This window comes from Burkholderia sp. JPY481, from assembly GCF_038900515.1.
In the GTDB taxonomy this organism is placed as follows: Bacteria; Pseudomonadota; Gammaproteobacteria; order Burkholderiales; family Burkholderiaceae; genus Paraburkholderia; species Paraburkholderia youngii.
Genome location: NZ_JAYMRT010000011.1, coordinates 64,260 through 85,429, shown reverse-complemented (window position 1 = coordinate 85,429; position 21,170 = coordinate 64,260). Strand labels below are relative to the sequence as shown.

The following is a 21,170-nucleotide window of genomic DNA, read 5'->3' as shown; positions in this document are numbered from 1 at the left end:
TTAGCAGGCGCGAAGAGCCGCGAGCAGCCCTTCGACCGGTTGAAAACGAACATCCAGCTCGGCCAGCAAAACGCTTTGCATGTCCTTGCGGAAGGCGTCGAGCCATGCGTCGGACGCCAGCGGCGCGGCAGCGTTGCTGGCGTCGGTCGCTTCCGCTTCCGCGACCCTCCGGGCCTCCCCCTCTTTCAAGCGCTCGAAGTGCCCGCCGAGCAGGCCGGGCACCGCGCCGAGCAAGGTCCGCTCGCGCTCGCCGAGCGCACGCTCCATCACCGCATCGACGACCGCGAGCCGCGCGAGCGCCGGCGCTTGCGTCGCCAGCAGCGCGCGCAGCCGGCCGCGTAACGTGCCGATCGCCGTTTCCATCGACTGCTGAAGCGCGAGGTAGCGCTGCCGGAACACCGCGTAGTCGGCCTGCGTGTCGACGGCCACGCGCGGCGCCGACATCCGGGCGGACAAAGGTGGCGAGCTACGCCGCCGGGAGCCCGCGAGCACGCTATCGCTGGCGATTGCGCTCACCAGCGAGCGGCGCACACGCGTGCACTCTTCCTCTTCCGCGCGGCCGAACGCGCGCGCGCCACCAGCGACGGCGGGCGGCTTGCCGTCGAGCGCCGATGACAACGCGATAGCGTCGGTCCAGCCGAGCCACTGGCTCAGCCGATCCGCCAGCGATTGGCGCGATTCGGCGACATCGGCCTCGGCGAGACGGGCCAATAAGCGAACGAGCGCGGGCCCGCTGAGGGCGCTGCGCTGAGGGGCTTGCAACATACCACCGGACGCAAAAAAGTCAGCAGTTTACACGCTGAGGCCAACGAGTCCGAAGTCGCTCGCTCGATCGTGCGTCGAAAGACACGGTTTTGCCCGATCGAACCTGGCATTCGCGCATTTTCCCGAGCGCGGTTTTTTGCCAATAGCGAAGCAAGCCTATCCCTGTATAAGATGAAAGCTGGCGCCTCGCCTCGCACCGAACACTGCGGAGCGTCGACAACACACAGAACACACGCAAGGCGGACAGGGAGCATGAAATTCGATACCGTGGTGCTCGGCGCCGGCATTGTCGGGGTATGCGTCGCCGTGCATCTGCAGAAGCGCGGGCGCGCGGTTGCACTGATCGATCGTAAGCAGCCGGGCAACGAGACGTCGTTCGGCAACGCCGGCCTGATCCAGCGCGAAGGCGTCTATCCGTACGCGTTTCCGCGCGGGCTCGGCACGCTGCTGCGCTACGCGCGCAACCAGTCGCCCGACGTGCGCTATCACGCCGACGCGATGCTCCAGGTTGCACCGTTCCTATGGCGCTACTGGCGCAACTCACATCCGGCGACGCACGCGGAAATCGCGAAGTCGTACGCGACATTGATCGAACATTGCGTCAGCGAACATCGCGCGCTCGCCGCTGACGCCGGTGCGAGCGCGCTGCTGCGGCCCATCGGCTGGATCAAGGTGTTTCGCAACACCGCCGCGCGCGATGCCGAAATCACGCTTGCCGAACGGTGGCATCGCGAATACGGCGTCGAGTTCGAAACGCTCGACGCCCCGCGCCTGCAACAGCTCGAACCCGATCTCGACAAGCGCCTGCAAGGCGGGCTGCGCTATCCGCAATCCGATTCGGTCAGCGATCCGAATGCGCTCGTCACCGCGTACGCGCGGTACTTCGAAGCGCTCGGCGGACGGTTCTTCATCGGCGATGCGGATACGCTTCGCGAAGGCTGGCAGGTCGATACGCGGGACGGGCCGATCTCGGCCGCGTCGGCGGTGATCGCACTCGGGCCGTGGTCGGATCGCGCGAGCACGCGGCTCGGGTATCGGCTGCCGCTCGCGGTCAAGCGTGGCTATCACATGCACTATGCAGCGCGTCGGACCGCACACCTCAACCATCCTATTCTCGACGTCGACCACGGCTATGTGCTCGCACCGATGGCGCGCGGCATCCGATTGACCACGGGCGTCGAAATCGCGCGTCCCGAAGCGGCCAAGACGCCAGTGCAGCTCGATGCGGCCGAGCCCATCGCGCGAACGCTGTTTCCGCTCGGCGAACGTCTGGACCCGGAACCGTGGATGGGACGGCGCCCGTGCACGCCGGACATGATGCCGATCATCGGCCCCGCGACGAAACATCAGGGGCTGTGGTTCGCGTTCGGCCATGCGCATCATGGTCTGACGCTCGGGCCGGTGACGGGGCGGCTGATCGCCGAGATGATGACCGGCGAGCAGACGCTGGTCGATCCGCGGCCGTTTCGGGTCGAGCGGTTTTAGCCCGGATGGTCAGAGAGCGGCTCGAGCGAGCGCCTGATCTTGTTACTTCCATGAAGGAAACGACGGACAAGAGTGCCCGCAACGGGCCTCTTGAACGACCGGTTTTTGCCCTCTTCCGCAACTGGGCAAGGACAGCGGTTCTCAAAACCCGCTCCTCGCCATGCCCCGGGAGCCATCCTTTCACAGCCAGGCTTTGCGCGATATAGCCGACAACTACCCGACTTCATCGCTCAATTTCCCTCGATTTCACTCTCAACCTCGCGTTCACCGCACTCTTCCCCAGCCAGCTCCCGCCAAAATATCTATTGAGAACGCTTCTCAATTACGCGGCAATTGAATACAATCCGCTCGAAATCACTTTGTAATAAACATGGAATGCCCGGGTAAGGAAACTGACCCCGCCCTGGCTTCCCGAACTCGACGGGGATAAACATGAAGTTGCGGTCCGACGATCCGAAGCTCGGCAAAATCAGCACGACACTATGCGGCGTACTGGCCGCCGGCCCCGCCCTTGCGCAGGGCACCACGGCCGGCGCGCCGCCCGAGCGCGAGGGCCAGCTCGCGCCGATTTCCGTGCAAGGCCAATCGGACGATGGCTTCAAGACCGATCACTCCGCATCGGTCAAATTCACTGCACCGCTCGTCGATACGCCGAAATCGGTCACGGTGATTCCCGAGGAGCTGATTCGCAGCACCGGCGCGTCGACGCTGACCGAAGCGCTGCGCACCGTGCCCGGCATCACCTTCGGCGCCGGCGAAGGCGGCAACCCGCTCGGCGACCGGCCGTTCATTCGCGGCTACGACGCGCAGGGCAGCACGTTCGTCGACGGCATGCGCGATATCGGCGCGACCACACGCGAAGTGTTCAACATCGAAAGCATCGAAGTGACGAAGGGTTCGGACGGCACGTTCGGCGGACGCGGCGGCGCGGGCGGCAGCATCAACCTGATCACGAAGACGCCGCATCTGGGCACGACCGCCGACGGCAGCGTCGGCCTCGGCACCGACCGCTATCGCCGCTTTACCGCCGACGGCAACTGGCAGATGGCCGACCACGCGGCGTTCCGCCTGAACGTGATGAGCCACAACAACGACGTGGCCGGCCGCGACGCGGTCAACAACGAGCGCTGGGGCATCGCGCCGTCGTTCACGTACGGTCTCGGCACGCCGACCCGCGTGACGGCGAGCTACTACCACCTGAGCACCGACGATCTGCCCGACAGCGGCATTCCGTACTTCTACACAACGACCAACAAGCCGGCGAACGTCAGCACGATCTTCCCGGCGCCGGTGGACCGTCACAACTTTTACGGCCTGATCGACCGCGATTTCCGCAAGACGAGTTCGGATATCGGCACCGTGCGTATCGAACACGACATCAACGGCGACCTGACGATCCGCAATACGACGCGATACACGAAGTCGACCCAGGACTACATCTGGACCCAGCCCGACGACAGCCAGGGCAACGTGGTCAACGGCAAGGTGTGGCGCCGCGCGAACACGCGCGCGAGCAACGTGTACAGCCTCGCGAACCAGACCGAACTGTTCGGCGAGTTCAAGACGGGCTTCCTTAAGCACAGCTTCACGACCGGCATCGAGTTGTCGCGCGAAACCAGCGTCAACGATTCGTACACGGTGGCGGCCGCGACCGGCGCGATCTGCGCAACCAATGGTATTGGCGCGGCGTCGGGCTATAACTGCACGAGTCTCTGGACGCCGAATCCGAACGATCCGTGGGCCGGATCGATCAGGCAAACCAACGACCCGAGCCAGCAGCGCACGACCACCAAATCGATCTACGCGTTCGATACGATCGAATTGACGAAGCGCTGGCAGGCCAACGTCGGCCTGCGCGTCGAGGATTACTCGACCGATCTGCGCACTACCGTCGCCAACGGCGCGGCGCGTGTGTCGCGCGACGACACGCTGTTCAACTACCAGTTCGGCCTCGTGTTCAAGCCGGCATCGAACGGCAGCATCTATGCGTCGATCTCCACGTCGTCGACGCCGGCTGGCGCACTGCTCGGCCAGGGCAGCGAAACGCAGTCGCTGATTCCATCCCGCGGCGTTGGTCCGAACGCGGCGCTGTTGTCGCCGGAAAAGAACCGCAGCGTCGAAGTAGGCAGCAAGTGGAACGTGCTCGACAACAAGCTGTCGCTGACCGGCGCGCTGTTCCAGATCGACACGACCAATGCGCGCGTCACGCTGCCGGACAACACCTACGCGATGGCCGGCAACAAGCGCGTGCAGGGGTTCGAGTTCGGCGTGGCGGGTCAGTTGACCAACAAGTGGCAGGTGTTCGGCGGCTACACGTATCTTAAGAGCGAGTTGCGCAACAACGGCAAGACCACGTCGGATAACGGCCATCAGTTCCCGAACACGCCGAAGAACAGCATCAGCCTGTGGACCAACTACGACGTGCTGCCGAAGTTCACGATCGGCGGCGGCGCGTTCTATATGTCGCAGGTGTATGGCGATACCGCGAATCTGCGGGCGGTGCCGTCGTACTGGCGCTTCGACGGCATGGCCTCGTATCGCGTGAACAAGCACGTCGATCTGCAGCTGAACGTGCAGAACATTTTCAACCGCACGTATTACGACCAGGCGTACGCGTCGCACTACGCGTCGATCGCGCCGGGACGCTCCGCGTTCCTGACGCTCAACGCGCACTACTGATGCCGCGCGCGACGAACGAGGTGTCGGTGCGGGCGCTCGCGAGCGTGTCGCGCGATGAATTCGCCGCGATCCTCGCGGGGCCACCCGAGCGTGCCGCCGCGTGGGTCGCGGCGGCCGCGCGCAACGGCATCGTCGAGGCGCAGGCGGTGTACGGGCAGTACCTGCTCGACGGTCACGGCGTCGAGCGCGACGTCGACGAAGCGTTCGTCTGGTTCCGGCACGCGGCGCGGCGCGATCATCCGATGGCGATGAACATGCTTGGCCGCTGCTACGAACATGGCTGGGGTACGGCCGCGTGCGCGCCGGTCGCCGTGTACTGGTATCGGCTCGCGGCGCAAGCCGGGCTCGATTGGGGCATGTACAACTACGCGTCGGCGTTGGCGCTCGGTCATGGCATCGAATGCGATCGCGCGCAGGCATTGCAGTGGTTCTTGCGTGCGGCTGAACTCGGGCACGCGAAGTCGCTGAACTTCGTCGGCAGCTTTTACGAGGATGGCTGGACCGTCGATGCCGATGCGGATATCGCGCTTGACTACTATCGACGCGCGGCAGACGGTGGCGATTTTCGCGGGCAGTTCAATTACGCGCGGCTGCTCGCCGAGCGTGGCGAAATCGCCGAAGCATTGCAATGGTTGCAACGTGTGCCGCACACCGCGACCGGCGCGTTCGTCGCGAAGATGCGCACATGGCTGGCCGCTTCTTCCGTAAGCGCGTTTCGCGCACTCGAACGCAGCCTTGGCGCAAACGCCAATACGAATGCGAATGCAAGCCCCAACATGAACACGCAAATCAGCGCCACGCCAAATCTGGCGCAGGAGCCGCGCACATGATGCTGCATTTACCCGCCGTACTCAGCAAACAGCAGATCGCGCAATGCCGCGAAATGCTGGACGCGGCGCAATGGATCGACGGCAATGCAACCTCCGGCCAGCAATCGGCGCAAGCCAAGCGCAACCAGCAGCTGCCCGAAGGCTCGCCCGCCGCGCGCGCGATCGGCGATGCGATTCAGGACGCGCTCGGCCGCAACGCGCGCTTCTTTTCCGCCGCATTACCGCTGAAAGTCTTCCCGCCGCTTTTCAATCGCTATACCGGCGGCGACGGTTTCGGCACGCACGTCGACAATGCGATCCGCCAGCTGCGCGGCACGGACTTCCGCATCCGCAGCGACCTGTCGGCGACGCTGTTCCTCGCCGAGCCCGACACCTACGACGGCGGCGAGCTTTGCATCGAGGACACCTACGGCGTGCATCGCGCGAAACTGCCGGCCGGCGACATGGTGCTCTACCCCGCGTCGAGCCTGCATCACGTGAGCCCGGTCACGCGCGGCGTGCGCGTCGCGTCGTTCTTCTGGATCCAGAGCATGGTCCGCGACGACGGCCAGCGCGCGACGCTGTTCCAACTCGACAACGATGTGCGGACGCTCGCGGCCGAACGAGGCTCGAACGACGCGACCGTCGTGAGCCTCACCGGCATCTATCACAATCTGCTGCGTCGCTGGGCCGACGCCTGATCCGCGCCCAGCCACGAACCTTCGATGCAATAAAAAACGCCGCGGGCCAACAGCCCCGCGGCGTTTTTCATCGAGCCGGACAAACGTCGATCAGGCCGTCACGGCAGCCCGGCGCGGCGACAGTGCCGACACCAGGAAACTCACGACGATGTTCGCGACCAGCGCGATCAGGCCGATATACAGCGGGTAGTTCTCGTGGCCGAAATGCAGGCCATACACCGGCTTGAGCCCTTGCGAAATCGCGAGGCCCGTGCCGAGCACGATACCGACGAGCCAGCCGAGGAACAGACCCGGCGTGTTCAGACGGCGCGTGTACAGCGAGAACACGATGGCCGGGAAAATTTGCAGAATCCACACACCGCCGAGCAGTTGCAGATCGATCGCGTACTGCGTCGGCAGGAACACGATGAACAGCAGCGCGCCGAACTTGACGACCAGCGAGACGATCTTCGCATTGGCCGCTTCCGCTTGAGGCGACAGATTCGGCGACACCAGCGGACGCCACAGATTACGCGTGAACAGATTCGCTGCGCCGATCGACATGATCGCGGCCGGCACCAGCGCGCTGATCGCAATCGCGGCGGCCGCGAAACCGACGAACCACGACGGGAACAGCGTACCGAACAGCGTCGGCACCACATCGCTTGCCGACTTCACATTCACGCCCGCGGCGATCGCCATATAGCCGAGCAGCGCGATCAGGCCGAGCAGCACCGTGTAGGCCGGCAGGAAGATCGCGTTCTTGCGAACCGTCTTTGCCGACGACGACGACAGCACCGCCGTCATCGTATGCGGATACATGAACGCGGCGAGCGCCGAGCCGAGCGCGAGCGATGCGAATGCGGTGTACTGGTTCGGCTTCAGCAGGATGCCGGTCGCGCCGCCCTTCGCCTGGAAGTGCGCATCGGCCAGTTCGAACACGTGCCCATAGCCGCCGAGCTTCACCGGAATCAGCCATACCGCCGCGATCACGACGATATAGATCATGATGTCCTTGACGAAGGCGATCATCGCCGGCGCGCGCAGGCCGCTCGCATACGTATAGAGCGCGAGGATCACGAACGCGACGATCAACGGCAATTCGCCGGTGACGCCGAGACCCTTGATCACGACCTGCATGCCGACCAGTTGCAGCGCGATATACGGCATCGTCGCGACGATGCCGGTCAGCGCGATGGCTGCCGGGAACCACTTGCCGCCGTATTCACCGTGCACGTAGTCGGCCGCGGTGATGTGGTTCTTCGCGTGCGCAACCCTCCACAGCTTCGGCATCACCGCGAACACGAACGGATAAACGATGATCGTGTACGGCAGCGCGAAGAAGCCATACGCGCCCACCGAATAGACGAGCGCGGGCACTGCGATCACCGTATAAGCGGTATAGAAATCGCCGCCGACGAGGAACCAGGAAATGATCGTGCCGAACTGCCGGCCGCCGAGGCCCCACTCGTGCAACTGCGTCAGATCGCCACGCTTCCAGCGCGCCGCGAAAAAGCCGATCACCGTGACGAGCACGAAGAACGCGACGAAGACCGTCATCGCAACCGGGTTCACAGGATTCAGATCGCTCATTTGAGACCTCGATACACGATGTAAATCAGCAGCGAGGTCAACGGCACCCACAGAAACTGATACCAGTAGAAGAAAGGAAAGCCCGCGAGCGACGGATGCGTGTCGTTGTAGAACGGCAGCCACAGCAGCGCGATATAGGGGATCAGCAAAATGAGCCAGAGCCATGAACGGCCGGCCGGCGGGGAGGTCTCCACGAACGTCTCCTTGAGTATTATCGACAGCACGCGCGATGGCTCGTGCGGGGAAATCGGGAACGCCGCACACTCGCCCGCCAAGCCTGGCGCAGCGCGGTACGCGACGGGCATGTAGTATTCGCCTTCGCGCGTTTCCTTACAAGCGCGCAACTACGTAAGCCGTCTACGTAATAATACGTAGCCCGTTGACTGGCTTTTTTCAACGATGAAACTCAAAGCAAAGATTGTGCTGCTGGCGATCGTGCCCTTTCTGGCGGCGATCGCCAGCATCGAGACCGGCGTGCGCCGCGAAGCGACGGCGCTCGCGGAGCGGCAGCACGCGACTACCCAGGCCGCCTACATGGCCAGCAAGGAGGTTGAGCTCAAGCACTACGTCGAGCTCGCGACCACCGCGATCGCGCCGCTCTACGAAGCCGGCGGCGAGAACGCGCGCGACGACGCGCTGCTGCGCACGCGCGCGCTCGCGATGCTCGAGAAGATGAATTTCGGCGAGGACGGCTATTTCTTCGTGTACGACCTGCACGGCCGCACGCTGATGCATCCGCGCGAGCCGGATCTGGTGGGCCGGGATCTGTGGTCGTTGCGCGATAGCCACGGCGCGCCGACGATCCAGCAGCTACTCGCCGCGGCCGCGCGCGGCGGCGGCTACGTGCGCTATCTGTGGCATCGGCCGTCGACCGGCAAGGAGGAGTCGAAACTCGGCTACGTGGTGCCGCTCGAACGCTGGGGCTGGATGCTCGGCACCGGCATCTATCTCGACGACGTCGACACCGCGCTCGCGCATATCGACGCCGAGGCCGCGGCGAATATCGCTCGCACGATGAAGTGGATCGACGCGATCGCGGTGGCAGGCCTCGCGGTGATTGCGCTGTGCGCACTCGTGCTGAATGTGACCGAATATCGCAGCGCCGACGCGAAGCTGAAGCGGCTCGCGCAGCAGGTCGTCGAGTCGCAGGAAAACGAGCGTGCACGGCTGTCGCGCGAACTGCACGACGGCATCAGCCAGATGATGGTATCCGTGAAGCTGCTGCTCGAATCGGCGCTCGCACGGCTCGAACGCGGCGACGCGCGCGTGCCCGCCGCCGAGGCCGCATTGTCCACCGGACTCACGCGGCTCGGCGATACGCTGCGCGAAGTCCGGCGCATTTCTCATGCGCTGCGTCCGTCGATGCTCGACGATCTCGGCGTCGCCGCCGCGCTCGAACAACTGACGCGCGAACTCGGCGACGAGTCCGGCATCGCGATCGGCTTCACGCAGATCGCGCACACGCATGCGGCCACGCTGCCCGATACGGTCAACACCGTGCTGTTTCGTATCGCTCAGGAAGCGCTGACGAACATCGTGCGGCACGCGCAGGCGTCGAGCGCGGCGCTTGCGCTCGAAGTGTCGCGCGACGCGGTCACGCTGACGATCTCCGACAACGGCCGCGGTTTCGACGTGGCCGACGCATTCGTCGGCGGACTTGAGGGCATCGGTCTGCGCAACATGCGCGAACGGCTCGAAGCGCTCGGCGGCATGCTGTCGCTGAACTCGCAGCCGGGACACACCGTCGTTACCGCGCGCGTGCCGCTGCCAACGACGCACGCCACGGTGCCGCCCCTGCAGGAACTCTCATCATGAACGACACGACCTCTCCTTCCATCGCGCGTCTACTGCTCGTCGACGATCATCCGCTCGTGCGCGACGGTCTGCGCGCACGTCTCGAAGCAGTGCGCCACTTCGAAGTGGTCGGAGAAGCGGGCGACGCGCAAGCAGCGCTCGCGCTGGCCGAACGCCAGGCGCCGCATCTGGCGCTGATGGATGTCGGCATGAAAAGCGGTATGAACGGCATTGCGCTGGCAGGCCTTTTTCACGAGCGCTTTCCGGCGATTCGCGTACTGATGCTGTCGATGCACGACAACCTCGAATACGTAACTCAGGCAGTGCGCGCGGGCGCGAGCGGCTACGTGCTGAAGGATTCGCCGGCGCTTGAGATCATTCAGGCAATTGGCGCGGTACTCGACGGCAAGACCTTCTTCAGCGCAGAGATCAGTGCCCGACTGATCCAGGCGTCGGCAAAGCAATCGCCGGTCGAACGTTTGACGCCGCGCGAGCGCGACATTCTCGATGCGCTTGCCGAGGGACTGTCGAGCAAGCAGATCGCGCAGCGCAACGATCTGTCGGTGCGAACCGTGGAGACGCATCGGCTGAATCTGAAGCGCAAGCTCGATATCGAAGGACAGGCCGAGTTGATCAAGTTCGCGGTCGAGAATCGGCGCAACAAGCGTTGAGGTTCGCGGGCGCGCGATAATGGGCGGTCCACACCCGGAGCGACCACAGCATGAAACGCGTGTTCGAACTGAGTCTCGCCAGCCTGATGCTATGCGTGGCCGCGGCTCGCGTTTATGGCGAACCGGCGCGGGTCAATCGCGGCCACGATCCATTTCTGCAGATCTCCAAAGCTGTCGCTGATTGCCCGACGCCGCTCGGCCCATTCGAAACCGAAAAGGAATGGCTCGACGATAGCCATTACAGAATCGAACGCGGCAATAGCTGCTGGATCGAAGGCCGTTGCCGTTTGCCGAACGCGTATCTGTACGATGCGGAAATCGCCGACAGCGTGCAACGGCGTCTAGCGAATCTGAACGCCGCGACGCACTGGCGCGAGCAAACGACGCTATGGCTCACGCTGCAACGCCGCTTCATCTACGTCGAAGGTTGCGTCGCGCCGGGTTTCGACAAGAAGACCTTCCTGACCGAACTCGCCAAAACGGCGGATGTCGAGCGCGTGATCGACAACACGATCACCGATCCTCACGCCACGCGGTTGCCGTATCGCACGCAGGCGGACCCGGATAAGCCCGTGCTCAATCCTGGCAATTAGCGCGGCAACTGGCGATGTTTTCGCCCTTTGGCATCAACTGTCTGCTATATCGGCAGACGTCGATAGCAACGCAGAAATCGTTCGTTTGGCCTTTATAGCGTCATTGCTAACATCGGCGGCCCTCCCCTACGGTCCGCAATAACAATGACAACACCTCGATTTCGCCGTACCCGCTATCGCCCTTCATTGCGTCTCGGCATGATCGGCGCCGCCGTCGCGAGCCTCGTCACGCTCGCCTCGTGCGGCGAAGACAACCTGCCGGCCGCGTCCGCCGCGTCGAATGCCACGCCGGTCGTCGCGCAGAAGCGGCCGAACATCCTGTACATCATGGCCGATGACCTCGGCTACTCCGACATTCACGCGTTCGGCGGCGAAATCAACACACCCAATCTCGATGCGCTGGTGCAAAGCGGCCGCATCCTGACGAATCACCACACGGGCACCGTCTGCGCGATCACGCGTTCGATGCTGATCTCGGGCACCGATCACCATCTGGTCGGCGAAGGCACGATGGGCGCGCCGACCGACGAGCGCAAAGGACTGCCGGGATACGAAGGCTATCTGAACGATCGCGCGCTATCGGTTGCGCAGTTGCTGAAGGACGGCGGCTATCACACGTACATGGCCGGCAAGTGGCACATCGGCTCGGGCATCGTCGGCAGCGCGACGGGCAGCGGGCAGACGCCGGACCAATGGGGCTTCGAGCACAGCTACGCGCTGCTCGGCGGCGCCGCGTCCAATCACTTCGCGCACGAACCGGCCGGCTCGAAGAACTACACCGAAGACGGCAAGTACGTGCAGCCGGGCCAGCCCGGACAACCGGGCGGCGCGGGCGGCACCCCAGCCGTGTTCTACTCGACCGACTTCTACACGCAGCGCCTGATCTCCTATATCGATTCGAACAAGGGCGACGGCAAGCCGTTCTTCGCGTACGCGGCCTATACGTCGCCGCACTGGCCGCTGCAGGTGCCCGATCCTTATCTGCACAACTACGTCGGCAAATACGATGCTGGCTATGACGCGATCCGCGATGCGCGTATCGCCCGGCAGAAAGCGCTCGGCATCATTCCGCAGGACTTCGTGCCGTATGGCGGCGCCACGGAGACGCTGGCCGCGAGCCCGGCCACCGCAAACAACGGCACCACGAACGCGAAATACGTGAGCGCCGTGAACAGCGCCGTGCAGGGCTACACCGATTACGGCCCCGGCTATGTGAACAAGAAGTGGGACAGCCTGTCGCCGGCCGAGAAGAAAGCGCAGGCACGCTATATGGAAATCTACGCTGGCATGGTCGAGAACCTCGATCACAACATCGGCGTCTTGATCCAGCATCTGAAGGACATCGGCGAATACGACAACACGTTCATCGTGTTCCAGTCGGATAACGGCGCCGAGGGCTGGCCGATCGATTCCGGCGCGGACCCGACCGCCACCGACACCGCGAACGGGGCCGATCCGACCTACTCGCAACTCGGCACCGACAACGGCAAGCAGAACGCGCAACGTCTGCAATACGGCTTGCGTTGGGCCGAAGTCAGCGCGACGCCGTTCCGCTTGACCAAGGGTTATTCGGGCGAAGGCGGCGTGTCGACACCGTTGATCGTGCATCTGCCGGGCCAGACTTCGCAAAAGCCGACGCTGCGGGATTTCACGCACGTGACGGACAACACCGCGACGTTCCTTGCAGTCGCGCAGATCGCGCCGCCGACCACGCCCGCTCCCGCGCTGATCAATACGCTGACTGGCGTCGATCAGAACAAGGGCAAGGTGGTCTACAACAACCGCTATGTGTATCCGATCACCGGAAAATCGCTGCTGCCGCAGCTCGAAGATCAGAGCGCCGCGCCCGTGCATAGCGCGTCGTTCGGCGACGAGGCCTACGGCCGCGGTTATCTGCGCAGCGCCGACGGCCGCTGGAAAGCCCTGTGGACCGAACCGCCGCTCGGCCCCGTCGACGGTCACTGGCAGCTGTACGACATGAGCGCCGATCGTGGCGAAACGCAGGACGTGTCGGCGCAGAATCCGTCGATCATCGATGGTCTCGTGCAGCAGTGGAACGACTACATGACGAGGGTCGGCGGCGTCGAGCCGTTGCGTCCGCGCGGCTACTACTGAGCAGACGATGGCGTTTTCATTCAAGCTCAAAGGCGGCGTGGCGCTGTATGGCGCATACGCCGCGATCGCGGCGGCCGCATTCGCCGCCGCGCTTGCCGCGCCTTCCATCGGTGCGGCGAGTGCGGCGGTATTCGGCGGCTCGCCGAGCGCATTCGACAGCCTGAACCGCTCGCGTCCGCTCGCCGCGCTCGGTTCCGAGCAGCAATGCGAGCGTTACTCGGGCCTGCCTGCGCGCTGGCGCGACGACCCGCAAGCCGGCATGGTGCATCTGCATGGTGGCGAGTTCGTTCTCGGCAGCAAGCTCGGTTACGAAGACGAGCGCCCGGCCGGCGACGGCAAGACGCACGTGGCCGGTTTCTGGATCGACCAGACCGACGTCACGAATGCGCAGTTCGACGCGTTCGTGCGCGCGACCGGGTACGTCAGCGATGCGGAGCGCCAGGGCGGTGCGGTCGTTTTTCACACGCCGACGCGCGAGGAAATGAACGCGCGCGATCTCGCCTGGTGGAGTTGGGTCAAAGGGGCCGCGTGGAATCATCCGAGCGGCCCCGGCAGCAATCTCGACGGCCGCATGAATCAACCGGTGACGATGGTCACGCAGGCCGATGCGCTCGCGTACGCACACTGGCTCGGCCGCGATCTGCCGAACGAAGCCGAATGGGAATACGCGGGCAAAGCCGGCCACGAAGGCGCGGATCTCGACACCGCGCCGCGCGACGCGCACGGCAAGCCGAGCGCGAACTACTGGCAAGGCGTGTTTCCGGTGCTCAATACCAGCGAGGATGGTCATGCCGGCCTGTCACCGGTCGGCTGCTATGCGGCGAACGACTTCAGGCTTTACGACATGATCGGCAATGCGTGGGAATGGACCAAGGACGTGTACAGCGGTCCGCACCAGTCGCATACGAACGGCGATACCGCGGCCGTGGCGCCACTCAGTCGCCGGCACGATACGCCGATGGTCATCAAGGGCGGCTCGTTCCTGTGCTCGCGCGACTATTGCGTCAGGTATCGCGCGGCGTCGCGCGAGCAGCAGGAAGCCGATTTGCCGGCGTCGCATATCGGCTTTCGCACGGTGTCGAGGGATCAGTCATGAAGCGATATGCGATTGCCGCGCTTGCGCTCGCGGTGTGGACTGCCTCGCTGCCCGAACCCGCGCACGCCGCCGCGCAGACTATCAAAGTCGGCGTAAGTTCGGGCGCACAAGCGGAGATCATGAACGAAGTGCGCCGCGTCGCCGCGACCAAGGGTCTGGCGCTCGACGTCGTGGTGTTCGATCAGCCGTCGCGGATCGACGCGGCGCTCGTCGCGAAACAGATCGACGTCGCGAGCTTCGAAGACGAACCCGCGCTCGACGCGCAGCGCAAACTGCATGGCTACGCGCTGACGAGCGTGGCCACGACCGTCACGTTTCCGGTCGCGCTCTACTCGCGCAAGCTGACGAACCTCGTGCAATTGCAGCGCGGCGCGACGATCGCGATTCCCGACGATCCCGCCGGCACCGCACGCGCGCTGATCCTTCTGCAAAACGAAACGCTGCTGACGTTCCGCGACAGCGCGGGCCTGCACGCGACGCTCGCCGACATCACGAGCAACCGCCTCCACCTGAAGATTCGCCAGGTGCCGCGCGCGCGCCTGTACGACTCGTTGAACAGCGTCGCGTTCGCCGTGATCGACAGCGACACAGCGGCGCGCTCCGGTCTTTTCCCCGCTCGCGACGGCCTCAGTCTCGAAGACGCGCGCTCGCCGTATGCAAACGTGCTGACCGTGCGCGACAGCGATCGCCAGAACCCATGGGTCGCGCAACTGGTCGCCGCCTATCATTCGAACGAGGTCGCGCATTTCATCCTCACGCGTTATCAGGACTCGGTGCGGCGGCCGTGGTGAACACGTTTTCGTTTTCCTGTTCCGCGTGCGGTCGATGCTGCAACAGTCCACCGTCGATGACGCTTGCGGAGTTGTTTCGCCATCCCGACCGGTTTATCGGCTGTATTGCGATTGGACGCGTGGCGCGCAGGCGGCCCGGCGAACGGCTGCGTGTCGGCCGGCATGAAGCCGTGCTCGACGAAGCCGACTGCGCGGCGTTCGAAGCGCTCGCCGATACGCTGCTGTATCGCGCGGGGGACACCTTCAGCATCGTCGCGCAGGGCTTCGACTATCCGTCGCTCGCGCGCTGCCCTGCTCTGGCGGACGACGGACGCTGCGCGATTCATCTGCAAGGCAAGCCGCTGACCTGCGAAGTGGTACCGCTCGACCCGCTCGTGCCGGACAGCCTGCAACATCTGGTGCTGGCCGAACGCGGCGCCAGCGCGATCTATGTCGGCAGCGCATGCATCCAGGAAGGCAAACGCGACGATGCGGCGTTGCTGGTCGACGCGGGCCGCATTGCCGATCCGCAAGCTGAAGATGCGCTCGCGCGGCGGCGCCGCGCGCTCGCACAGGAGCGCGCAATCTGGACGCAAGCCGTATTCGACGCATTGCGGGCCGACCTGTTCGATTCACCCGCCGCGCTCGCACGCATCCCCGCGGGCGGTTTTCTGACGCTCTCGCTCGTGCCGGCACTGCTGAGCGTCGCGGCGGCATCGTCGCGCTGCCGCGAGCTGTGCATCGACTATATCGACAGCCAGTTGACGTTGATCGAAGGCCGCATCGCGCAAGCGCTCACACGACGCCGGCTCGACGATCGTCCGGTCACGCAGCAGTTGCGCGGCTTTGCCAACGCGTATCGACACGCGAAAGCGCGCCTCGTCGATGCGGCCGCCACGGAGCAATACAATGGCACGCAGGCTTTGCGCCCCGACGTCGAAGCGTATCTGAGCGGCGCCGTTCACTGATCCGTCGGCGCGTCGACACTTTCTATTCCGCTATTCAAAGCTGTGTGTCCAGCAGCCGTACGAACTTTTCGACGACCTTCTCGGTAAACGAACGCTGTGTCCAGGCTTCGAATGTGATGCGCTTCGACTTTGCGATGTCGTCGTTGAACGCGGCGGTCTGCTGTCTGGCGAAAGCGCGGTCGTAGATATTCAGGTTTGCTTCATCGTTCAGCTTGAACGAGCGGTTATCGAAGTTCGTCGAGCCGACCGACACCAGGTACTCGTCGACCACCAGCAGCTTGCAATGGAACATGGTCGGCTGGTACTCGTAGATCTCGACGCCCGCTTTCAACAGATCGCCCCAGCACGCCCGCGACGCTTCGCGCACCGTGTGCGTATCGATGCGTTTACCCGGCGTGACGATCTGTACTTTGACGCCGCGTTTCGCGGCTTCGACGATCGCGTTGATGGTGAGCTTGTCGGGCACGAAGTACGCGCTCGCAAGCTGCAAACTGCGCGTGGCGGCAGTGATGGCCATCAGATACATCAGCTGCATGTCGTCGCTGCCGCCCGACGGCGAACTGCTGAACATATGCGCAAAACCCTCGCCCGCTCCTTTCGGCTCGGCGTCGATGTGCGGGAAATACCTCGCACCGTGCAAGACGTTGCCGGTCGCCTTGATCCAGTTATCCATGAACACGGCCTGCATATGGGCGACCGCCGGACCGGTCAAGCGGAAATGCGTATCGCGCCAATGCTTTTCGTCCTGTGCATGGCCAGTCCACTCCGGTGCAATGCCGACCCCGCCCGTAAAACCGATCCGGCCGTCGATCACCAATAGTTTCCGGTGCGTACGATCGTTCATGCGACCGAGTCCGGTCCAATGCGGCTTGTGAAACTTGACCACTTCGGCGCCAGCCTCGCGCAGCAGTTGCAGATAGCGCCGATCCATCTTCGAAGAACCGACCCAGTCGAGCAGTACATGCACGGCGATGCCTGCACGCGCCTTATCGGCAAGCGCACGCGCAATCTGCTCGCCGATCTCGCCGGACCAGTAAATGAACGTTTCAAATGTGATGGTTTCGCGCGCCGACCGAATGCCTTCGAGCATCGACGGAAAGATCTGGTCGCCATTGAGCAGCATCTCGAAGCGATTACCCGGCACCACGGGCGGACCGAGCAATAGGCCCATCGAGCGCAGGAATTGCGGATCGTCGCTCTTATAGAGCCGCTCGATCTTGTGTTCTATTTTCTTTTCGCCGCTCGACAGATTGGCGATCACGAGAACGATCACCAGCGTGACGAACGCGGTAATAGCAATGGTCAGCATGCGTGGCCTCGATGGCAGGCGGCGGGACACGGCATGCGCATCCCTCGTCCGACGGGAAAGTGCCGGACTCCTGCCCGGCTTTCACGATCCTCGCGTCATGCACGGCGCGTGCCCGCAGCGGGACCGCGCCTTGCTTTCCGCCTCCAACGCTTTATCTGACCAAAGCAAATGCCTCACGACTGGCTATTTCGCCCGCGCCGAATACGCCGATGACCGTATAGTCCGAAGCCACGCATTCGAACGTCGATGCCTGAAACGTAATGACGAAATGCCGCCGCGCCGGTGCCTCGGCAGCAATGGTGATTGGCTCCGTCGCCACGGCGGCAATTTCCGCGCACAACGACGAATTGACGATTTCATGCGCCGCGTAGCCAGCTAGACCTTGCGCCGCGAGCGGATGAATGGCTAGATCGTCATCGCCCGGCGGCCCGAGACGATGAAACACGGTGTCGGCGAACAACACCGCGCAAAAAGGATCGTCGTCGGGATCGAATGGCCCGAACCGTTCAAAGTCCGACTCCGCGATCGGATAAGTGAGGATCACACGGCGATCGCTGGCGACGATGAATGGTTCGGCGGCATCGGCTGCCGGATGAGGAACGGAGTCCAGCAGGAAGACCTGATCTTCCTGCCGGGATGCATCGAACGTGCTAACCATCTACTTCACGGCTCCGCGGCTATTACGCGCCTGCTTGCGTCTCGGGCGTTTGCGGAGCCGCCGGCGCGACGGGCGCGGCGGCGCTCTTTGCGGCAGCCTTGCGGGCCGGTGCTTTTCTTGCCATCTTCACAGCGCTTTTACGGCCAGCGGTTTTCTTCACCGCGGCTTTCCGGCTTGCCGGCGTTGCCTTTTTGGCTGCGGTCTTTTTCACGGCCGTCTTGCGCGTTGCTTCTTTCGCCACTGCTTTTTTCGCCGTGGCCTTCTTGCCTACCGCGCTTGCGGTCGCTTTCGCCTGGCCGCTCTTTGCCGCCGTTTTCGCTGTTTTCGGAGCGGCAGCCGCGCTCGCCCCATCGATCAGGAATTTGCTGCGATCCTTAACGGAGGCAAGCCATGCCGGCGCCGGACCGCGTCCGCTCCAGGTCGCGCCGGTTTTCGGATCCAGGTACTTCGGCGGCTGGGCGCCTTTCGGCTGACCTTTGCCGCGCTTCGCGGCGGGAGTAGCCGCGGCTTTGCTTGCGCTCGCAGCGTCGATCAGGAACACCGTGCGGTCTTTCGCGCCGGCGATCCAGCCAGGCGCGCGGCCGTGACCGGTCCAGGTCGCGCCGGTTTTATGGTCGCGGTACTTCGCCGGCGTTGCCGACTTGGCGGCTTTGCTCACGCCTGCAGGTCTTCCCCGGCCCGTACCCGTATTGCCATTCAGACCTCGCGCGGAGCGTCGTGCCTTTGCCTGTGCTTCGATATCGGCAGTCGTTAGACCGTGCTTGAGCATCAACTCGCGAATCTGATCGACCGCGGCCTGTGCTTTTCTGGCAATGAGAACGTCAGCTTGCGCCTGGAGCTTCTTAAGCTTTGCTTGGATTTGCTCTAACGAAGGCATTTGATTGCTCCTTATGTGGTAATCGTCGAACTATGCCATGAATGACCGAAGAAAGGCAGTCTATTGACCTATCCTGAGCTTCAATACATCGATACGAGCGCCGATGCAGCGTTCAAATAACAAAAGCTTTCAGTTTTTCTACCGGGTCATCGAAGCTTTCTTCCCTTTCCTTCCTTCGTGATTCCTCTTTTTTCATTTCGGTTCCATCACTCAGATAGGTGTAAAAACGACGACCTGGCGATCGGCAATGTACCTCACGCTCCGTATAAAGCGGTAGTGTTGACCGTCCGCCGTTATCCGGTTCAGGCCCAGGCGGGTCAGTAGCAGCATTTCATCTGCCTGGAAAGCATCGACGACACCGGAATCCGTTAAATCCTCCAATGCACCGGATGGATTTCCGACATAAACATTGCGCGCCTGCTTGCCGATCCGCATGACGACCACGCTTTTTCCCTCGTCGAGCGCCAATTCGAGAAAGCTCGCGAGCGTACGCAACGACTCCGGTGTGCAAGTCCTGGTCTGATAGATCGCTGCATTCGATGGCGTCATTTGTGTTCCCCGTCATCCGCATCGACGGCAAATAGCGCGCCGTCATGCTTTCTGGCTTTAGTCGCTTCTACTATAGCCCGGCATTTGGATATTCAAAGGAGAGTAGCCCACTTTTTATTTGAAAACGGTCTTTTTTTGGTGAACTGCTATAGCGAACCGATTCAAGCGTGTGCGAAACGCCACTGACGATACGTGCAAAACCGCTGCTCCGGTAACTTACCGTTACCGATCTTGCAGCACCTGTTGCTCCTGCTCTGTCCAGGTCCATTTACACTTCATAACCGTGCCCAGCCTCGGATGCAGAGCCAATAGAGAGTCCTTTGTCAGCCGCCATGCTCGCGGCAGCTATTGAAAAAGACGTTGGGCCACCCTAACTTCGATACACTCAAACACGATGGTACTTACAATGAAAGCTGACCTTATTCGGACCACCCTCGGAGCACTGGCAGTTTCGTTCGCAATGGCAGGCACCGCGAACGCGGCCGGTTGCCTGAAAGGAGCGGTAGTGGGCGGCGTCGCCGGGCACTATGCGGGACATCATGCGGTGGTTGGCGCGGTCGGCGGCTGTATCGTCGGACGGCATGTGGCCAAAAAACACGCCGAAGAACAGCAGGCGGCGGCTCAGGCCGCGCCACATCAGCCAGCCAGAATGCAGTAACTGACGCCCCTCTCCATTCACTCAGGCAATGCGCAATCCGCGCGCGGGCAAGATCTCCTGGGTGGTCACGAAACGATGCTGTTTGACCGCGTCGTGAAAGAGGCGGTAGTCGCTCTTTTCGAACGCGGTCGTCCACTCCGGTCTGTCCCCGGTGTCGTCATCACACAACAAACCGGTGGCCTGGTACTTCCACGAACCCTGTCCTTTGGCGATATAGCCGGGCACGGGTTCTTTCAAACCCGGAATACGGCCGGCACTCACCCATTCGCAAACGGTTCTCAAACGCAGGTTGTCGTCGGGTTCGCGGTTCGTATCGAGCAGTCGGGTCAGTGCGTCTTTGACGTCGTCCGGCATGCCGGGCTGGTTTTCGAAGTCTTCGCGTCCGGCCAGATAAGCTCGCACGACACGACAACTCATATCCGCCGCTTGCACGAAATCCGGCAAATTATGTCGTGAGATGAAGTGATTGCAGCCGTCGATGTAATGCCAGCGTGCCCACGGCTGGTCGGGATAATGCAACGCGGCGCCGTGGCCGACCGGTAACGCGATCGTCAGAACGTCCGTCTCGACGCGCTCGATCAGATGCGCGACCGCCAGTTCGAGGCTCGCGAGCCAACCTTTGCGCGTGCAATCCTGCGCTTCGAGAAGATGTACGCGATTCCACGGACTTTCGATGCCCGCGAATCCCTGGTGCGCCCAGGTATCGACATACGTATGAAGCGTCACGCCGAGCCGGTGCAACGCGGTCTCCGATTCGCGCTGCCTGATAGCGCGCCGCACGACTTCGCGCGCGACTTCACTGTCGGGCCGGCAAACCGCCTTTTCCTCGAGACTGTCACCCACCCCGGCCGGCAGAAAATGGAACGGCGCCCATACGAGCCGATTCTGGTCGTTCTCGGTATTGGCGTAATCGAATAACTTGTGCGCGGTCGCGAATCGCTCGAATGTCTCGCCGCCCCTGAACCGCAGTATTCCGCTCGTCGTTGCGTCGTCGACGTATTGGCAGGCATGCGCGACGGTTTGCGCATCGCCGGCCGTCATGCCGCCGACGCGCGCGGCGATGTAGACCACGCCGTAATGGAAGTCGATATTCATGGCAGG

Annotated in this window: 20 protein-coding genes; 12 read left to right on the top strand and 8 right to left on the bottom strand. The window is 63.2% G+C overall.

Annotation, left to right across the window (positions count from 1 at the left end; genetic code table 11):
• Positions 1-765, bottom strand: a complete 765-nt coding sequence (locus VSR82_RS24620) for a DUF3348 domain-containing protein (RefSeq protein WP_429455828.1) — start codon at positions 763-765, stop codon at positions 1-3.
• A 252-nt stretch (positions 766-1,017) separates the two neighbouring features.
• Here VSR82_RS24620 and VSR82_RS24615 point away from each other — a divergent pair, with 252 nt between their 5' ends.
• The 4 genes from VSR82_RS24615 to VSR82_RS24600 all read left to right on the top strand — a co-directional run bounded on the left by VSR82_RS24615 (position 1,018) and on the right by VSR82_RS24600 (position 6,439).
• Positions 1,018-2,250 carry an NAD(P)/FAD-dependent oxidoreductase gene (locus VSR82_RS24615; RefSeq protein WP_410851352.1) on the top strand — a complete coding sequence of 411 codons (1,233 nt, stop codon included), beginning with the start codon at positions 1,018-1,020 and terminating at the stop codon, positions 2,248-2,250.
• A gap of 432 nt (positions 2,251-2,682) precedes the next feature.
• Positions 2,683-4,929 (top strand): TonB-dependent receptor, encoded by a 2,247-nt coding sequence (locus tag VSR82_RS24610; protein ID WP_498858133.1) that lies wholly within the window; start codon positions 2,683-2,685, stop codon positions 4,927-4,929.
• A complete protein-coding gene (locus VSR82_RS24605) occupies positions 4,929-5,759 on the top strand; it encodes a tetratricopeptide repeat protein (protein ID WP_429455830.1) in 831 nt (276 codons plus the stop codon). The genes VSR82_RS24610 and VSR82_RS24605 overlap by 1 nt, the downstream gene beginning before the upstream one ends.
• Complete coding sequence (locus VSR82_RS24600; protein WP_429455831.1) at positions 5,756-6,439, top strand: Fe2+-dependent dioxygenase; 684 nt, start codon at positions 5,756-5,758, stop codon at positions 6,437-6,439. The genes VSR82_RS24605 and VSR82_RS24600 overlap by 4 nt, the downstream gene beginning before the upstream one ends.
• A 90-nt stretch (positions 6,440-6,529) precedes the next feature.
• On the opposite strand, the gene mctP is transcribed toward VSR82_RS24600, so the two are convergent.
• Both mctP and VSR82_RS24590 read right to left on the bottom strand, forming a co-directional pair.
• Positions 6,530-8,011, bottom strand: coding sequence for a monocarboxylate uptake permease MctP (gene mctP / locus VSR82_RS24595; protein WP_498858132.1), 1,482 nt, complete (start codon positions 8,009-8,011; stop codon positions 6,530-6,532).
• The gene (locus tag VSR82_RS24590; protein ID WP_018434172.1) at positions 8,008-8,205 is read right to left on the bottom strand and encodes a DUF3311 domain-containing protein; all 198 of its coding nucleotides are present in this window, start codon (positions 8,203-8,205) and stop codon (positions 8,008-8,010) included. The genes mctP and VSR82_RS24590 overlap by 4 nt, the downstream gene beginning before the upstream one ends.
• Positions 8,206-8,410: 205 nt before the next feature.
• Between VSR82_RS24590 and VSR82_RS24585 the strand changes: the two genes are divergently transcribed.
• The 7 genes from VSR82_RS24585 to VSR82_RS24555 all read left to right on the top strand — a co-directional run bounded on the left by VSR82_RS24585 (position 8,411) and on the right by VSR82_RS24555 (position 16,018).
• The gene (locus tag VSR82_RS24585) at positions 8,411-9,826 is read left to right on the top strand and encodes a cache domain-containing protein (protein WP_429455832.1); all 1,416 of its coding nucleotides are present in this window, start codon (positions 8,411-8,413) and stop codon (positions 9,824-9,826) included.
• The gene (locus VSR82_RS24580) at positions 9,823-10,476 is read left to right on the top strand and encodes a response regulator (protein WP_368582292.1); all 654 of its coding nucleotides are present in this window, start codon (positions 9,823-9,825) and stop codon (positions 10,474-10,476) included. The genes VSR82_RS24585 and VSR82_RS24580 overlap by 4 nt, the downstream gene beginning before the upstream one ends.
• 50 nt (positions 10,477-10,526) lie before the next feature.
• The gene (locus VSR82_RS24575) at positions 10,527-11,069 is read left to right on the top strand and encodes a hypothetical protein (protein ID WP_429455833.1); all 543 of its coding nucleotides are present in this window, start codon (positions 10,527-10,529) and stop codon (positions 11,067-11,069) included.
• A 198-nt stretch (positions 11,070-11,267) separates the two neighbouring features.
• The gene (locus VSR82_RS24570; protein ID WP_429457712.1) at positions 11,268-13,184 is read left to right on the top strand and encodes an arylsulfatase; all 1,917 of its coding nucleotides are present in this window, start codon (positions 11,268-11,270) and stop codon (positions 13,182-13,184) included.
• Positions 13,185-13,191: 7 nt separating this feature from the next.
• Entirely contained in the window at positions 13,192-14,280 is a 1,089-nt protein-coding gene (locus VSR82_RS24565) for a formylglycine-generating enzyme family protein (protein ID WP_429455834.1), read from the top strand.
• Positions 14,277-15,071, top strand: a complete 795-nt coding sequence (locus VSR82_RS24560) for a MetQ/NlpA family lipoprotein (RefSeq protein WP_429455835.1) — start codon at positions 14,277-14,279, stop codon at positions 15,069-15,071. Before VSR82_RS24565 ends, VSR82_RS24560 begins: the two co-directional genes overlap by 4 nt.
• Complete coding sequence (locus VSR82_RS24555) at positions 15,065-16,018, top strand: hypothetical protein (RefSeq protein ID WP_429455836.1); 954 nt, start codon at positions 15,065-15,067, stop codon at positions 16,016-16,018. The genes VSR82_RS24560 and VSR82_RS24555 overlap by 7 nt, the downstream gene beginning before the upstream one ends.
• 34 nt (positions 16,019-16,052) lie before the next feature.
• On the opposite strand, the gene cls is transcribed toward VSR82_RS24555, so the two are convergent.
• From cls to VSR82_RS24535, 4 genes are all read right to left on the bottom strand, one after another.
• On the bottom strand, positions 16,053-17,327 hold the full coding sequence (gene cls, locus VSR82_RS24550) for a cardiolipin synthase (protein ID WP_368582286.1): 1,275 nt from the start codon (positions 17,325-17,327) through the stop codon (positions 16,053-16,055).
• A 151-nt stretch (positions 17,328-17,478) separates the two neighbouring features.
• Positions 17,479-17,985: a hypothetical protein gene (locus VSR82_RS24545; protein WP_429455837.1), complete on the bottom strand. Its 507-nt coding sequence runs from the start codon at positions 17,983-17,985 to the stop codon at positions 17,479-17,481.
• Between the two features lie 22 nt (positions 17,986-18,007).
• Positions 18,008-18,862, bottom strand: coding sequence for an H-NS family nucleoid-associated regulatory protein (locus VSR82_RS24540; protein ID WP_429455838.1), 855 nt, complete (start codon positions 18,860-18,862; stop codon positions 18,008-18,010).
• Positions 18,863-19,072: 210 nt separating this feature from the next.
• Entirely contained in the window at positions 19,073-19,411 is a 339-nt protein-coding gene (locus tag VSR82_RS24535; RefSeq protein ID WP_368582283.1) for a hypothetical protein, read from the bottom strand.
• Positions 19,412-19,817: 406 nt separating this feature from the next.
• Between VSR82_RS24535 and VSR82_RS24530 the strand changes: the two genes are divergently transcribed.
• Positions 19,818-20,069 (top strand): hypothetical protein, encoded by a 252-nt coding sequence (locus tag VSR82_RS24530; protein ID WP_368582282.1) that lies wholly within the window; start codon positions 19,818-19,820, stop codon positions 20,067-20,069.
• Between the two features lie 21 nt (positions 20,070-20,090).
• Here VSR82_RS24530 and VSR82_RS24525 read toward each other — a convergent pair whose 3' ends face one another.
• Positions 20,091-21,164, bottom strand: a complete 1,074-nt coding sequence (locus tag VSR82_RS24525) for a DUF6765 family protein (protein ID WP_429455839.1) — start codon at positions 21,162-21,164, stop codon at positions 20,091-20,093.
• Between the last annotated feature and the right edge of the window lie 6 nt (positions 21,165-21,170).